The following is a 14,462-nucleotide window of genomic DNA, read 5'->3' on the forward strand; positions in this document are numbered from 1 at the left end:
GCGCCGCCGGTGCGGACGCGCGTATGGAGACTCGATGCGAAACATGAACTTTGGTCAACGCCACGATGATCGCAGGGCGACGCCGACACGGCAGGTCGCCTCGTCTCCCACTGTTCCCCCAACTGCCCTTGTCCGTCACACTGGTTGACCTTGAACCTGAACAACATTCAGGTTCCGAACATTCAGGTTCCTCCCATCGTCCCCTGATCTCCCCCGCTGTTTCCTCCGACTGGAGACACCCCCACCATGAGAAGACTCATCGGCTCCCTGATGGCCGGCGCGCTGGCCTTCGCCGGGCTCACCGCCGTCGCCTCGACGCCCGCCGCTGCTGCCGCCCCCTCCTCCGGCACCTTCAACGTCCTGACGTACAACGTCGCGGGCCTGCCGGAGGGGCTGAGCTCCGGGAACCCGGAAGTGAACACCCCGCTGATCTCCCCGCGTCTCGGGGCGTACGACATCGTCAACGTGCAGGAGGACTTCAACTACCACGCGGCGCTGTACGCGGGCGACAACCACCCGTACCGCACGGCGACCAGCGGTGGTGTGCCCTTCGGTGACGGTCTCAACACCCTCTCGGACTACGCGTTCGACGACTTCGAGCGGGTGCGGTGGAACGACTGCACCGGCACCAACTGCCTTACACCCAAGGGCTTTTCGCTCGCACGGGTCCGGCTGGCGGAAGGCGTCTTCGTCGACCTGTACAACGTGCACACGAACGCGGACTCCACGGACGACGCCCTCGCCGCCCGCCGCAAGAACGTCGAGCAGCTCTCGGCCTTCATCACGGCCAACTCCTCGGGCAACGCCGTGATCGTCATGGGCGACACCAACACCCGCTACACCCGCGCGGGCGACAACATCCGCCTGCTGTCGACCGCGAACGGCCTGACGGACGCGTGGGTCCAGCTGGCGCGCGGCGGCAACGCCCCGGCCCAGGGCAGCGACGCGATCGTCTGCCCCACCACCGCGCCCACGAACGACTGCGAGGTCGTGGACAAGGTCCTCTACCGGGGCAGCGACCTGGTGAACCTCTCGGCCACCCGCTACAACAACGAGTGGGCGAAGTTCCTGGACTCGGCGGGCGGCAATCTCTCCGACCACTTCCCGCACGCCGTCGACTTCTCGTGGACACTGCCCGCCAAGCTGCGGGCGAGCGACACGTTCGGCGGCCCGCACGGCACCGCCTTCAACGACTCGGACGACCTCCCGGCCACGCCCTCGCCGCGCACGCTGACGCTGCGCGGTGGCTCCCGCCTGGACGCGGTGTCGCTCACGCTCGACGGCGGTACGTCCCTGACCCACGGCGGCACGGGCGGTACGGCCGCGTCGCTCACCCTCGCCGCCGGTGAGCACCTCACCTCGGTCAAGCTCACCCGGGGCCAGAAGGACGGCCGGACCCGGGTCTTCTCGGCGGCCTTCACCACCGACAAGTCCCGTACGGTGACGGCCGGTTCGGCCACCTCCGACGCGGTGACCTACACGGCTCCGACCGGCTGGCAGATAGTCGGCTTCACGGGCCGCTCGGGCGACGAGATCGACAAGCTGGGTGTGGTGTACGCGCCGATCGGCTGATCCCGTCGACGGCGGCCCCACACCGACAAACCTCCGCCCGGACAGGTGCTGTACGGCCTGTCCGGGCGGCTGCGTTTGTGTGCTGTCCGGGGCTGTGTGCCGGGCCGTTCAGCGGCTCGGCTCACGGTGGCCGGTTCAGATCCTCCAGCCCAGCAGGGGGATGCGCATTCCGGTGAGCAGGCCCAGGAACATCACCAGGGAGAGGGCCAGGGCCACGGCGAGGCGCACGACGATGACGTTGTCCAGGGCGCTGCGCAGGCCGGGCGGGGCGACCTTGCCGAGCAGCCAGGTGACCGGGACCGAGCAGGCGAAGAGCAGGGCGAGCAGCTCGATCTGGTCGTCACCGGCGGGCTGGACCGGGGCGCTGGGATCGAGGTCGTAGCCCTCCGCGTACATCGCGAAGGCGAGGATCTTCCAGCACAGGGCGCAGAAGAGCGTGGCGGCGGCTTCGACGGGGACGAGACGCGCCCGGAGCCCTTCCGGGAGGTGTGACAGCAGCATGGTCGCTTTCGGGGACGTGGGGGATGTGAGGGGTGGCGGTGACGGCGGGGCCGACCGGGCATTCCGGTCGGCCCCGCCTTTTGGATCAGTTGAGCGGTGGGTGGATCACACCCAGTTCTTGCCCTTTGCGTTGGACTTCAGTTTGTGGTTCTTCACGGCCTTCTTGCAACGGTTGCAGGCGGCCTTCTTCGCCCCGCCGTACGTCCAGGCCGTGATCTGGCCACCGATCTTCCTTCCGACGGTGTTGTTGTATTTGTCGGCCTTGGAATCGCGTTTGGCGGCGGCGGAACTGCCCGCGGCCTTTTCGTGGGCCCAGCCGAGAGACTTGGCCAAATTCGATCCCACGGCCCAGGTGAGCAGGGCCTGCCAGATGCAATGCCGGTACGCGTTCTGCTTCGGGCCGTTCTTGTAGGCGCGCTTCGCCTCTTTGAGTGCCCAGTGGGTGACGTAGATCATGTCCGCGCACCACAGGATGAAGAGTGCGCAGATAGCGGCTTCGGGAAGCAGACCGCCGATGGCGTAATTGCCGCTCAGATCGTAGCAGTTGACCGGATCACCCGAGCAGTACTCGTACGCGTTGGCATTACCGCCCGGAACCGGGTCGCGCGAGAGGAATCTGCCGGATTCCGCGTTGTAGAGACGCGATCCCATGAGGGTGATTCCGGAAGGTGTTTCCGCGGACCGCTGTTCGGCGCCGAGCCAGCCGTAACGGGCCGGTTCCTGGCCGTCGCGCGGAATTCCGTATTCGTCCGCGTCGAAGGCCGTGGGAGCGACACTGGTGTCGAGCGGCAGCTGCAGGGCGATGTCGCCGTGCACCGAGCTGAGTTGCAGCACGGTCGAGCCGCTCTTGGCGGTGGTGGCGGCGAAGTCGCCCGATGCCGAGGAGACGTTCCGGCTCAGGGCGCCGCTCGCCGTGTCCTCCACGATCCAGCGGGGGTTGTCGGTGTCGTTGCCGTAGTGGTTGAGCTTGGAGTCGGTCTGCGTCCAGGTGCTTCCACTGCCCGTCTCGGACGTCCAGCTCCTGAAGCGCAGCGACGAGTCGAGCTGCCACGTCTGGCGCTTGCCGCCCGAAGTGAGCGTGCGGACCAGGTCGTTGGTGTAGTACTCGGCCGTGGTGCCCGGCAGGGCGGTGGTGCGGCCGAGGGCGTCGTAGGTGTGGCCGGAGTCGGTGATCCGGTCCGCGCTGTCGTAGGTGTGGCTCTGGGTGGTTCCTCCGGTGGTGGGGCAGGCCGCGCCGGCGTCCGAGGCCGCGGTGGTCAGGGACTTGCGGTTGCTGCGCTCGTCGAAGACGTAGGTCCGGCGGGTGCACGCCTGGCCGATGGTGTCGTCGACCGTGGACAGGCGTCCGACCTTGTCGTACCGGTACGTCTGGCCGGACCAGCCGGAGTGGCGGGTGGCCTGGCCGTGCACGGACTCGCTGACGGTGTCCGCGTAGACGGGGGTGCCGTCACTGGTGCGTGTGTACGACCGTGCCGTCACCGCGCCGGTGGTGTCCTCGGTGACGTCCAGCGTGTAACCGCCGGGCATCTTCTCCGAGTCGACCGAGCCGTCCGCGTCGTAGGTGGCCGAGAACGTGCCCGCGACCGAGTCGGTCGTACCGGTGGCCATTCCGCGGGGTTCCGCGGTGTGGTCGTAGGTGTACGTCACGGTGGAGGGTGCGGTGTCGGAGACCTTGACCTGGCGGTCGAGGAGGTCGTACTCCGTGGTGGTCTTCCCGCCGTCGGCGTCCGTGTAGGACGTCTGGCGGCCCAGCTTGTCGTACTCCTTGGTGATCGTGCCCGCGGTCGACGACGTGGTCGTGGCGATCTGGCCGTTGGCCGGGTCGTACGTGGTGGTGATCTCCGGGATCGCCGTGCCGACGGTGCCCGTGACGGCGGCCTTGGTCTTGCGGCCGGCCGCGTCGTAGGTCGTCGTGGTGGTGCGGGACGCGCCGTTCCCGGTCTCGACGACCTTGGCGGGGTTGCCCCAGTAGTCGTACTCGGTGGTGCTGTCGGGTACCCGGGCGGGCTGGGTGCCGCCTCCGGTGATGGCTCCGGCAGGTCCGGTCCAGCAGACCTGGTCGGCCCATTCGGGACGGCCCTTGCACATGCCGGTGCCGTCCGCGTCCCAGTAGTCGGTGACGGTGCTGGCGGCGTCGTTGCCGGTGCCGCCCGGCGGGACCAGGTCGGTGACCCGGCCCTGGGCGTCGTATCCGGTGGTGGTCTTCAGGTTGAGACCGCCGGAGTCACGGATGGTCAGCTTGGGCAGGCCCTTGGCCCAGTCGTACTGGGTCTCGGTGACCCGCTTCTCCCCCATGACGGAGTAGTAGTCGCGGACCCGGGCGCCCTTGATCTCCATGGTCACCTGGTCCCGGACCGACGCCGTGCCGTCCGTGGGGCGGCCGCCGTCGTACTCGTACACGGACCAGGACCGGGCGGGCACCGAGGTGCCGGCCTCGACCAGGACGGTGGATCCGTCCTTGAGGTCCTCGGTCAGGTCGACCCGGCGCAGCGGTCCGAACTCCTCCAGTTCCCGGGTGCCCTTCGCGTCGAACAGCGACACGGAGGAGAGCCACTCGGCGCGTTCGGAGGCGGCCCGGTCGATGATGCCGAGATCGGTCAGGGTCGCCTTCTGGGCCGCGGTCGTCCCCAGGGCGAGCGCCCGGTTGGCGGGGCTCAGGGTGCGGACCGTGTTGCCGAAGCGGTCGTACTCGGTCATGGAGATGTGCCCGCCGGGTACGGCGGAGTTGATCTCGCGGCCCGAGACACCGAGGTAGTGGATGTCGGCCCGCTTGTACTCGGTCGCCGCGAGGGAGCTGCCGACGTTGGACGTCGGGACGGAGTCCGCGGGGAACACCGCTGTCGCGTCGGTGGGGCCGCTGAGCTGGCCCCACGCCTTCACGTCCGAGGCGCCCATCTTGTGGGGCGCCGTGGTGCCGGTGAGCGGCACCCCGTAGACGACGCTCGTGGCGGCCTCGCCCTCGGTGACGTCCTTCGTGCCCTGCTTCAGCCCCGGCCTGGTGGCCTTCAGGAGCATGCCGTCGCCCGCGGTGGCGGCGGTTCCGGCCTTGCCGTAGGTGAGCGTCCAGGGGAGTTCACCGGGCGAGGTGTACTTGGTGACGCGGCCGGCCGAGTCGTAGGCGTACTCGGTCTTCAGGGACGGGCTGATCTGCGGGTGCCAGGCCTGGCGCAGGCGTCCGCTGCCGTCGTACAGGTACATCTGCACGGACTTGGAGGTCGCGGTGGCCGCGCCCGGAGCCGTGGACCACAGCCGGATCTCCTTGACCTGGCCGGTGAAGTCGCCGAAGGCGCTGTCCGTGGCGGTGGTCGAGGTGGCGTACACGAACTGCAGGGAGCGGCAGCCCTTGGTCTCGGGCGCCGTGGTGCAGGTGGCGGCGCTGACCGCGGAGGTCGGCGCGATGACGCGCTGCGGACGCGAGAGGCCGGTGCCGCTCACCGTCTCGGGGACGACCGTGGTGGTGGAGTTCGACAGACCGTCGATGAGCGAGCTGGTTGCCTGCCAGGTCGTCGAGCCGGTGGGCTTGGTGAACTTGGTCGCCGTGCCCTCGGAGTCGGTCAGCGTGAAGCTGTCGCTGACGCTGCCGGCGAGGGTCAGGTCCTCCGCGCCCGGTTCCGCGATCCAGGCTGTCTTGGCGGTGTTCGCGGTGAAGTGGATGGCGTCGCCGTCCTCCAGGACGACGTCGACCGCGGTGTCGGAGATCCTGCGTATGTACGTGTAGTCGGCGTCGGTCTGCCCGAAGGCGGTGCCGGACACCCACTCCTTGCCGAAGATCGCCGCCTGGCCGGCCTGCTGGCCGCCCCGGCCCGGGGTGCGGGACGCGGCGGTGCGGGACACGGTCATGTTGAAGAACGACGCGTCGGTCGCCGAGAGCGTGTAGTCGCCGGTGAGCAGGTTCAGGCTGCCGGGACCGATCTCGGTGGCGGCCGCTCCCTCGGCGGTCCTGTCCACCACGACGGAGAGCGGGGCGGTGCTGGTGGCGGCCGAACTCGGGCCGGTGAAGTCGGCCTTGAGCTGTACGGTGCCGTCCGGGTCGACCGTCTCCGTGGCGTTCCAGACCAGTGCGGCGTTCTTGCCGTTCACCAGCGGTACCGGCCAGGCGGTGAGCGCCGTGCCGCCGGAGGTGACGTGCGCGGCCGGGATCACGGTCCAGTTGTCCGCCTCGGAGCGGCGCCAGGAGAAGGAGACCTTGTCGTACTTGCCGGCCTCGGCCTCGGCGAGCAGCGGCAGCCTGCGGGCGGTGCGCTCACCGTCGGCGGGCTGTACGAAGCCGCCGGCTCCGGCGTGGAAGGTGTACTCGATCGCCTCGGACTTGTTGTCGGCCTTGTCGACGGACCGCACCTGGAGGGTGTGGGTGCCGTTGCGGTCCGGGGTGACGGAGATGTTCTTGGCCGCGGTGGCGCCGCCGGTGGCGACCTTGGTCCAGGTCACGCCGTCGAGCGACCACTCCAGCCAGTTGTGGTCGGTGCCGGGTGGGGTGACGGTGAAGACACCGGCCTGGCCCGCTCCCTTGACCCACTTGTCCGACGGGTAGTCGGTGGAGGCCACCTTCGTCGGGGCGGAAGGCGCCTTGGTGTCGACGGTGAGCGTCTTCCACGCCGACCAGCCGGTGTTGAAGTGCGTCCCGTCGTACGGCGACGTGCGGAACTTGTACGTCTTGCCGTCGGTCAGCACTCCGGCGGGCACGGTCACCTGGGCGGCCTGTCCGGACGGTACGTACTTGGACACCAGGAGTTCACCGGCCTGGGTGTCCGTGGCGCTGTCGAAGATCTGGAAGGTGGCGTTGACCTTGTCGCCGTCGGCGTCGACGAAGGTGTCCCGCAGCGTCGGCGTGGTCGAGTTGACGACGTACGAGCCGCCGTAGGAGAAGAACGGCGGGCCAGCCTCCTGCTTGGTGCCGGTGCGCGGCCGGTAGTTGTAGTTGACGACCAGCTTCGGCGGATTGGCGGCCGCGTTGGCGGAGTTGACCCGCTTCCACTGCGACACGACGGACTCGTCGGCGGCGCGCAGGCCCATGTGGCCGCGGGTGGTCTTCGCGGACGCCCACTCCTGGACGAGGGTGGTCACGTCGGCGTTGATCCAGCCGTCGGGCTGCGAGGTACAGGCCGTGTTGCCGACGGTCTCCGTCGAGGATGCCTTCTTCGCGGTCATCGTCGGCCGGTTCGACCACCTGCTGGAGGTCGACGCGGCCGGGGAGGCCCAGACCTCCCACGGGTACGCCTTGCAGTCGGTGTTGGCCGAGTGGAAGTTCCACAGGCTCAGCTTGGCGTTGGTGACCAGCGCGTCCTGGATCGGCGTGCTGTTCCAGCTGATGAAGGACTGGGCGGTGCGCGGGGTGCCGTCGGCGTTCGTGGTGCCGGGGTTGCCGAGGTCGAGCTCGGTGTCCGTCGAGAGGTCGACCGTCTCGCCCTGCTGCACATAGGTGTCGAAGACGTTGCTCAGCGAGGAGGTCGACGGGTCGACCGTGACCGGGTACGTGGTCTTCGGGTCCGCGAGGAACTTCGCGTCCGGGGTCAGGACCAGGTCGACACCGTTCTTGGTGCTGACGACCTTCATGCCGACCCTGGACTGGCGGGTGTGCTCGCCGGAGCGCTTGTCGACGGCGGCGTCCCACATCACCGGAGCGGGCATCACGGCCCGCTTCTTGTTCTTCTTGTCGGTGAAGAGCAGGCTGCCGTCCTTGAGGTGCTTGACCTTGAGGCCCTTCACCTTCAGTGGCAGCGTGTAGGAGTACCGTTTCTCCGCAGGTCGTTCCCTGACCTCGACGTACTGCTCGAAGCCGGTGCGGGTCGCCTCGACGACCACGTCGCCGCCGGGTACCGCGTTCGGGTAGGTCGCGCGGTTGCCGTCGAGCTTCGGGTCGGGCAGACCGCCCCGCCACTGCAGCCGGACCTGCTGGTCGCCCTCGCCGAGCGTGACCAGGTCGCGGGCCGCGGCCTTGCTGTTGTCGGCCAGCGCGGAGAGCTTCGTGCCGCCCTTCTCGCCGAGTTCGAGCCCTCGCGGATGCGCCTTGGGCGCGACCGAGCCGTCGGCGTCCTTCACGAGCGACAGGTCCACATCGCGCCAGTCGCCCTCGTCACGGAAGCGGACGGGACCGGCGGACAGTTCGCTGGTCAGGCTGCCGTCGGGGTTGGCCCAGGTCGTGGAGGTCTCGGTGCGCTCGGACAGGGCCTCGACACGCTTGTCGTTGAGGCGGGCCGCGACGCGCGCGGAGGCGAGGTCGGGTGCCGTGGTGGCGGCGGGCTTCTTCGGCTTCTCGACCGGCGCGACGGGCTGCCGCGGGGCGGCCAGGGCCCCTTCGGCCCCGTACAGCGCGGACGTCGACATGACGACCGCCAGGCCGATCGCTACGCGGCGCAGGGTGCGTCTGCCGCTCGGGTGTATCAGCCCAGTACGTCTGGGACCGCCCCCGGATCTGTGGATGTTCACTGTCCTCCCCTATTCGTTGACGCGGATGCGTCAAACAAAGGGGGAACTTAGCGTTGATCTTGGACATTTGAAAAGGAAAGGTGAAGATCCCGAGCGGACTTCGGTTGATCTTTGGCTTGATCCATTGAGTGGTGACCGGAAGTGATCCCCGACCGGGTCCGGCGGGCGGTCGCCCAGGTCGGCCGGTCCTGGTGGACCAGGTCAGCCGGTCCTGGTGGCGAAGGGGCCGCCTTCGCCGAACACGAGCCGTGCGAAGTTCTCGCCGATGCGGCGGTGTCCCGCGGGGTCGGGGTGGACCGCGTCGGGCAGCGGGAACTCGGCGTGGTCCTTCTCGCCGTAGAGGTCACGGCCGTCGAGGTGGAACAGGTTCGGATCGTCGGCCGTCCGCTGTTCGACGATCCGGGCGAGTTCGTCGCGAATGACGTTGAGCGTCAGGCGCCCGGCGGCACGCTCGGCGGGATCGCCCGTGGCCTTGAACCGGAGGGTCCCGCCGACGAGTTCGGGCGCGAGGGGGCCGGGGGTGTCCTCCTGGACCGGGCACAGGACGGGGGAAACGACCAGCAGCGGTGCGGTCGGATGCCCCTCGCGGATGGTGTCCAGGAAGCCGTGGACCGCGGGAGTGAAGGCACGCAGGCGCATCGCGTCGGCGTTGACGACGTTGATGCCGATCTTGAGGCTGATCAGGTCCGCGGGGGTGTCCCGCATCGCACGCGCGGTGAACGGGTCGAGCAGCGCACTGCCGCCGAACCCCAGGTTGATCAGCTCCACCCCGCCCCGACTTGCGGCCAGGGCCGGCCAAATGGCCGTCGGGTGCGTGGCGTTCGAGCCGTGGCTGATGGAACTGCCGTGGTGCAGCCACACCTTGCGGCCGCGGTCCGGCGCCGGCTCGACGGGAGCATCGGTGCGCAGGGCGATCAACTCGGTGATCTCCGTGTGCGGCAGCCAGATCTCGATGTCCTTGTCACGCGCGGGCAGTTCGGCGAACCGGGCGGTGCCGGCGGGCCCCTCGGTCAGTTCGGCGGCCTGCGTGACCATGTCGACGATCGTACGTACGTTGCCGCCGTCCACCGTGGCCTGGCCAGCGAGGCGGCCGTCGACCAGCAGGTCGTACACGCCGTCCGCCGGGGCCGGGAAGCCTCGGTAGACCCGCTTGGTGGGCAGGGTGTCCAGTTCGACGACGGTGGCCCGGGTACGGAAGACCAGCCGCACGCCGGAGGGCTGCGCCTCGGCCACGGCCAGCCGGTCGTCGGGGATCTGCCGCCGTGCCCGGGCGGGCAGGCGATGCGGCAGCAGGCCGTGCGGGGTCGTTTCCAGGTCCAGGAAACCGCGCAGCATGTCCGCGGTGACGGGTGTGGTGATCCAGTCGTGTTCGGTGTTCATTGCCTCAACCTGTTGATCAGGATTTTCGGATGGTCCGGGATGGTGCCGGAGGCGCCGAGGCATGCCGCGCGGCGGGCCGCCTCCGGCGGCGCGGTCCCCGCCGGTCAGGGCGTGGTCCAGTTGCGCAGCAGGGTGTCGAGGGAGTCCAGGGTCCAGGCCCAGGATTCCTGCGAGGGGACGGCGGTGTGGCTGAAGCCTCCGGCCATCTCCAGGCTCACGTAGCCGTGGAAGACGCTGCCCAGCATCCGGACCGCGTGCGTCTGGTCCGGCTCCGTCAGGTCGTAGCCGCGCAGGATCGCCCGCGTCATCTGCGCGTGCCGCACTCCGGCGCTGGCGGCCGCCGTCTCGGCGTCGAGCCTGAACCGGGCGGCGTCATAGCGACCGGGGTGCTCCCGGGCGTAGTCGCGGTAGGCGTCCGCGAAGGCGGCCAGGGCGTCCTTGCCGGCCCGCCCGGCGAGAGCGGCGGCGACCCGGTCGGCCAGTTCCTCCAGCGCGAACAGGGCGATCCGGGTCTTGAGGTCGTGAGAGTTCTTCACGTGCGAGTACAGACTCGCGACCTTGACGTCGAACCGCCGGGCGAGCTCCGAGACGGTCACCCGGTCGAAGCCGACCTCGTCGGCCAGCTCCGCCCCCGCCCGGGTCAGGCGTTCCGTGGTCAGCCCTACGCGAACCATAACCATCCTTCCTCTTGCCGACAGCCATTATGCATTTGCCTAACACCTTTAGGCAAATTAGCCTGCCTCTTATGAAACCGTTGACCGAGCAAGAGATCCGTACCGCGTTCGTGAACTGCACCAAGGGCGAGGCGAAGCGTCTGTCCGTCCCCCGCGACCTGGCCGAACGGCCCTGGGACGAGCTGGACTTCCTCGGCTGGCGCGACCCCCAGGCCCCCGACCGCGCCTACCTCGCCACCGAGCTGGACGGCCGTCCGGTGGCGCTCGCGCTGCGCGGCACCGGTGCCGCTTCCTGGCAGACGCGGCGCAGCATGTGCTCGATATGCCTGACCACCCACACCGGGGGCGTCTCGCTGATGGTCGCCGCCAAGGCGGGCAGGGCCGGGCAGCAGGGCAACTCCGTGGGCGCCTATATGTGCAGCGACCTCGCCTGCCCGCTGTATGTGCGGGGCAGGAAGGACGCGGGCGTCGGTGCGCGGCTCCCCGAGTCGCTCACCCTGGAGGAGAAGATCGAGCGGACCGTCGCGAACCTCGGCGCGTTCATCGCCAAGGTCACCGCCTGAAGCAGCCGTCCGGGCGGGTCTCCGGCGTCCAACGGTCCGCCACGGAGTGACTGGTGGACCGCGCGGCCCATGGGGCGAGGATCCGCAGCCGGTCGCAGTCGGTGAACAGGGCGGCGGCCATGGGGTTCCAGGCGAGGATGTCCGTGCGCCGGCCCAGGACGACCGCCGGTGTGGTGGCCAGGTCGTCCAGCAGACGCCGCTGCGGCTGGACCTTCTGCGTGGCGCGCCGGCGGGGCCGGGCGGCGTCCTTGCCGGACAGTTCGAACAGGTAGGCACGCTCGCCGTCGTCGAGCCGGAGAACACAAGGACGAGTACGTCACCCCCGCCGTCGCCAGGCTCACCGAGGTCTTCGGCAAGCACCTGGCAGGCTGACCGCCCGCCGCCCGAGGCCGGGATCCGTCACCTTGCTACCATCCCCAGGTTTCTGGCTTGAACCCCTAGGAGATGGTTGCTGATGGCCCGTGCCGGGATCACGGCCGAGCGGCTCGTCGAGGCCGCCGCCGATCTCGCGGACGAGGTCGGCTTCGAGAGCGTCACGCTGTCCGCGCTGGCCCGGCGGTTCGGTGTGAAGGACGCGAGCCTGTACTCGCACGTCAGGAACCTGCACGACCTGCGCACCCGGGTCGCGCTCCTCGCGGGCGGCGAGATGATCGACCGGATCTCCACGGCGGTGGCCGGACGGGCCGGCAAGGACGCCCTGGCCGCCTTCGCGGACGCCTACCGGGAGTACGCGCTGGAGCGGCCGGGGCGGTACGCGGCCACCCAGATCCGTATCGACCAGACCCTCGTCGCCGCCTCCCCCGCCTTCGCCCGGACCGCCGAGGTCACCTACGGGATGCTCCGCGCGTACGGCCTCGACGAACCCGATCTCACCGACGCCGTCCGCCTGTTGAGGAGCACCTTCCACGGCTACTGCGCCCTGGAGGCCTCCGGGGGCTTCGGCGCTCCCCGTGACGTACACGCGTCCTGGAACCGGACGATCGACGCCCTCCACGTGCTGCTGGAGAACTGGCCGAGGGCGAGCGCCCCGTAGCGGCGCGGACGACTGCCTGAACTGCCACGACGAACACACGCCTTTCACCCATGAGTTGCCCCTACCCCAGGTGCCCCCCTGACCACTTAGACTGGAAACTTCGCCGGTTTCGGGTGCCGCCCTGGGGGGAGGGAGCGCGCAGTGTCCCAACAGCAGCTCCGACGGGGCCCGTCCAGGCCTGATCCCGATCCGCACCTGCCCCATGGCCCGCGCCCCGCGCGAATCGTGCGCTGGCTGGGCGGCTTCGGCTGCGCGGCCGCCGGCTACGCGGTGTTCCAGTCCCTGGTCGGGGTACTGCCGGACAGTATCGACGGGGAGTCCGCGCGGTACGCGATCGCCGTGGTGAGCGGCCTCGCGACGGCCGTCGCGGCCTGGCTGTCGGCAGCGCTGCTCCGGTCCCGGTACGCGGACACGGGCAACTCCCCCGTACTGACGGGGCAGTTGACGGCCAACGCCGCGGCCATGTCGGGGCCGGGACCGCTTCCGGCGCTCTTCTCCGCCGCGTACGACACCCTCGCCGAACAGGTCTGCGTGGTCGACGACCCGGTCCGCGGGCGGCTCACCGGATGGGCGCACTCCCTCGGCGAGAGCGGCCCCGGCCGGCCCACCTCGGTGGGCACCGCGTACGGCCTGCACATCATGCTCGACCTCGGGATGCCCGAGGGACGGATCGGCGCGGGCGACCTGGTGGACACGCTGTGGCGACTGCGGCTGCCCGACGGCGGCTGGTCGGCGCGCTCGCAGGGCTCCCAGGCCCGCCCGGAGGTGACCGCCCTCGTGCTGGGCGCGCTGGCCCGGGCGGGCGCCTCGCGGGAGCGGCTGGCGGCCGAGGTGGCGGTCTGCGAGGCGGGCTTCACCCATGAAATGGACCGTACGGGGCGGGAGTTGACGCATGTCGTGACGACCGTGCTGCGCGGGCTGCTGCGTGCCGCGCCCGGTTCGGACGCCCTGTCGCTGCTGCGGGACGCGCTCGTCGAGGGCGCGGTCACCGATCCGCGTCGTCAGCACCGGCGTTGCTGGGGGTACCGGCTCGCGCCCTTCCACGGCCCGCCGTCGCCGCTGCACACCGCACAGGCCGTGGTCGCCCTGGACCGTGCGGCCCGGGTGCTGGGCGGCGAGAGCGCCAACGGCCGCGCGGCCCGTGAGGACGGCGTGCGCTGGCTGCTGGCCTGTCCGGACGCCCCGCACGACGCCTGCCTGGATCTGGCCAACCTCCGCGAGGAGGTGCGCAGGCCCCGCACCGACGACCCGACCCGCCACGAGGTCCTGAACGTACGGCACTTCACCGCCTCCTGGGTCGTCCGCGCCCTGCTCACCCCCGGCGCCAGGGACATCGCGCGCGAGGACGGCCTTGAGAAGGAGTGGCGGGAGCGTCTGAACGGCGCGGTGAGCGCGGTGTGGGCTGGGCAGACGGACGGCATATGGACCTGGGTCCGCGACGACACCAGCGAGCTGCGCCGCCCCATGTGGATGACCTATCAGGGTCTTTCGGCGCTGCGGGCGCATGCCGTATGGGTATACCAACCGAATGGCTGAGACAGGAGAAGCGTGCATGGGTGGTCGGCAGGTCCTGGCGGCGCGGAGGCTGCTCACCGAGGCGCTGGACGTCGAACTGCCCGAGCACGAACGGGTGTTGGCGACCCGCTCGGTCGTCGCCGAACTGGGCTCCCCCGACCGCCTGTTGGAGCTGACCGCCGAACTCGCCTCCGGTGAGGGCGACCCGGACGGCTGTGCCCGCCTCTCGTACCGCCATGTCCTCGGCTTCGACAAGCTCCTGCTCATCGACGGCGGCCCGCACCACATGCTGCGCGCCCATCTGTGGCACGCGGGACGTGGGGCGGTCGGCAAGGAGGACATCCACAACCACCGTTCCCCGCTTGCCTCTTACGTCGTGCGGGGGCGGCTGGCGATGGAGCTGTACGCGCCCCGGGAGGGCGGCAGTGTCGAGGCGGACCGCTACCGGGAGTCCCTGGCGGACGAGTCGGCCGACTGGCTGCTGGAGCCGACGGGTCCGGCCCGGCTGCACCTCACGCAGGTCGCGGAGTACGCGGCGGGCAGCACCTACGCTCTTCCCGCGCACACCCTGCACCGGGCATGGTGCGACACGGCCGAGCCGACGGTGACGCTCTTCCTGGAGACGGGGAACGGACGGCGGGAGCACACCGACGTGTTCACGGCGGCGGGGCCGCATCCGGGGTCGGTGCCGAAGGTGCCACTCGACGTGGCCGACTATCTGGCCGAACTCGACGCGCTGGCGGAGCTGCTCAGAAGCTCGTGAAGACCAGACGCTCGCGAAGGTCAGAAGCTCGGGAG

9 protein-coding genes and 1 pseudogene are annotated in these 14,462 nt (G+C 70.0%); 5 read left to right on the forward strand and 5 right to left on the reverse strand.

Going from position 1 to position 14,462, the window contains the following annotated elements; genetic code table 11:
* Positions 1 to 246: 246 nt before the first annotated feature.
* Positions 247 to 1,572 carry a jacalin-like lectin gene (locus tag ACZ5VQ_RS38135; RefSeq protein ID WP_469108981.1) on the forward strand — a complete coding sequence of 442 codons (1,326 nt, stop codon included), beginning with the start codon at positions 247 to 249 and terminating at the stop codon, positions 1,570 to 1,572.
* Positions 1,573 to 1,707: 135 nt separating this feature from the next.
* Here the strand turns inward: ACZ5VQ_RS38135 and ACZ5VQ_RS38140 are convergent, their stop codons facing one another.
* The 4 genes from ACZ5VQ_RS38140 to ACZ5VQ_RS38155 all read right to left on the reverse strand — a co-directional run bounded on the left by ACZ5VQ_RS38140 (position 1,708) and on the right by ACZ5VQ_RS38155 (position 10,553).
* Positions 1,708 to 2,073 (reverse strand): hypothetical protein, encoded by a 366-nt coding sequence (locus ACZ5VQ_RS38140; RefSeq protein WP_362081957.1) that lies wholly within the window; start codon positions 2,071 to 2,073, stop codon positions 1,708 to 1,710.
* Positions 2,074 to 2,178: 105 nt separating this feature from the next.
* A complete protein-coding gene (locus ACZ5VQ_RS38145; protein ID WP_469108982.1) occupies positions 2,179 to 8,397 on the reverse strand; it encodes a DNRLRE domain-containing protein in 6,219 nt (2,072 codons plus the stop codon).
* A gap of 303 nt (positions 8,398 to 8,700) precedes the next feature.
* The gene (locus tag ACZ5VQ_RS38150; RefSeq protein ID WP_469108983.1) at positions 8,701 to 9,879 is read right to left on the reverse strand and encodes a GDSL-type esterase/lipase family protein; all 1,179 of its coding nucleotides are present in this window, start codon (positions 9,877 to 9,879) and stop codon (positions 8,701 to 8,703) included.
* Between the two features lie 104 nt (positions 9,880 to 9,983).
* Entirely contained in the window at positions 9,984 to 10,553 is a 570-nt protein-coding gene (locus tag ACZ5VQ_RS38155) for a TetR/AcrR family transcriptional regulator (protein WP_469108984.1), read from the reverse strand.
* Positions 10,554 to 10,624: 71 nt separating this feature from the next.
* Between ACZ5VQ_RS38155 and ACZ5VQ_RS38160 the strand changes: the two genes are divergently transcribed.
* On the forward strand, positions 10,625 to 11,116 hold the full coding sequence (locus ACZ5VQ_RS38160; RefSeq protein WP_469108985.1) for an FBP domain-containing protein: 492 nt from the start codon (positions 10,625 to 10,627) through the stop codon (positions 11,114 to 11,116).
* An 85-nt stretch (positions 11,117 to 11,201) separates the two neighbouring features.
* On the opposite strand, the pseudogene ACZ5VQ_RS38165 reads toward ACZ5VQ_RS38160, so the two are convergent.
* Positions 11,202 to 11,417, reverse strand: a pseudogene (locus ACZ5VQ_RS38165) (MmyB family transcriptional regulator); the annotation flags it as partial.
* A 153-nt stretch (positions 11,418 to 11,570) separates the two neighbouring features.
* Here ACZ5VQ_RS38165 and ACZ5VQ_RS38170 point away from each other — a divergent pair.
* The 3 genes from ACZ5VQ_RS38170 (at position 11,571) to ACZ5VQ_RS38180 (ending at position 14,427) form a co-directional block, all read left to right on the forward strand.
* Positions 11,571 to 12,149: a TetR/AcrR family transcriptional regulator gene (locus ACZ5VQ_RS38170; RefSeq protein ID WP_362081970.1), complete on the forward strand. Its 579-nt coding sequence runs from the start codon at positions 11,571 to 11,573 to the stop codon at positions 12,147 to 12,149.
* 141 nt (positions 12,150 to 12,290) lie between these two features.
* Complete coding sequence (locus ACZ5VQ_RS38175) at positions 12,291 to 13,685, forward strand: hypothetical protein (RefSeq protein WP_469108986.1); 1,395 nt, start codon at positions 12,291 to 12,293, stop codon at positions 13,683 to 13,685.
* A 16-nt stretch (positions 13,686 to 13,701) separates the two neighbouring features.
* Positions 13,702 to 14,427, forward strand: a complete 726-nt coding sequence (locus ACZ5VQ_RS38180; protein ID WP_469108987.1) for a hypothetical protein — start codon at positions 13,702 to 13,704, stop codon at positions 14,425 to 14,427.
* Positions 14,428 to 14,462 lie beyond the last annotated feature (35 nt).

This window comes from Streptomyces sp. NPDC033178 (assembly GCF_055577685.1).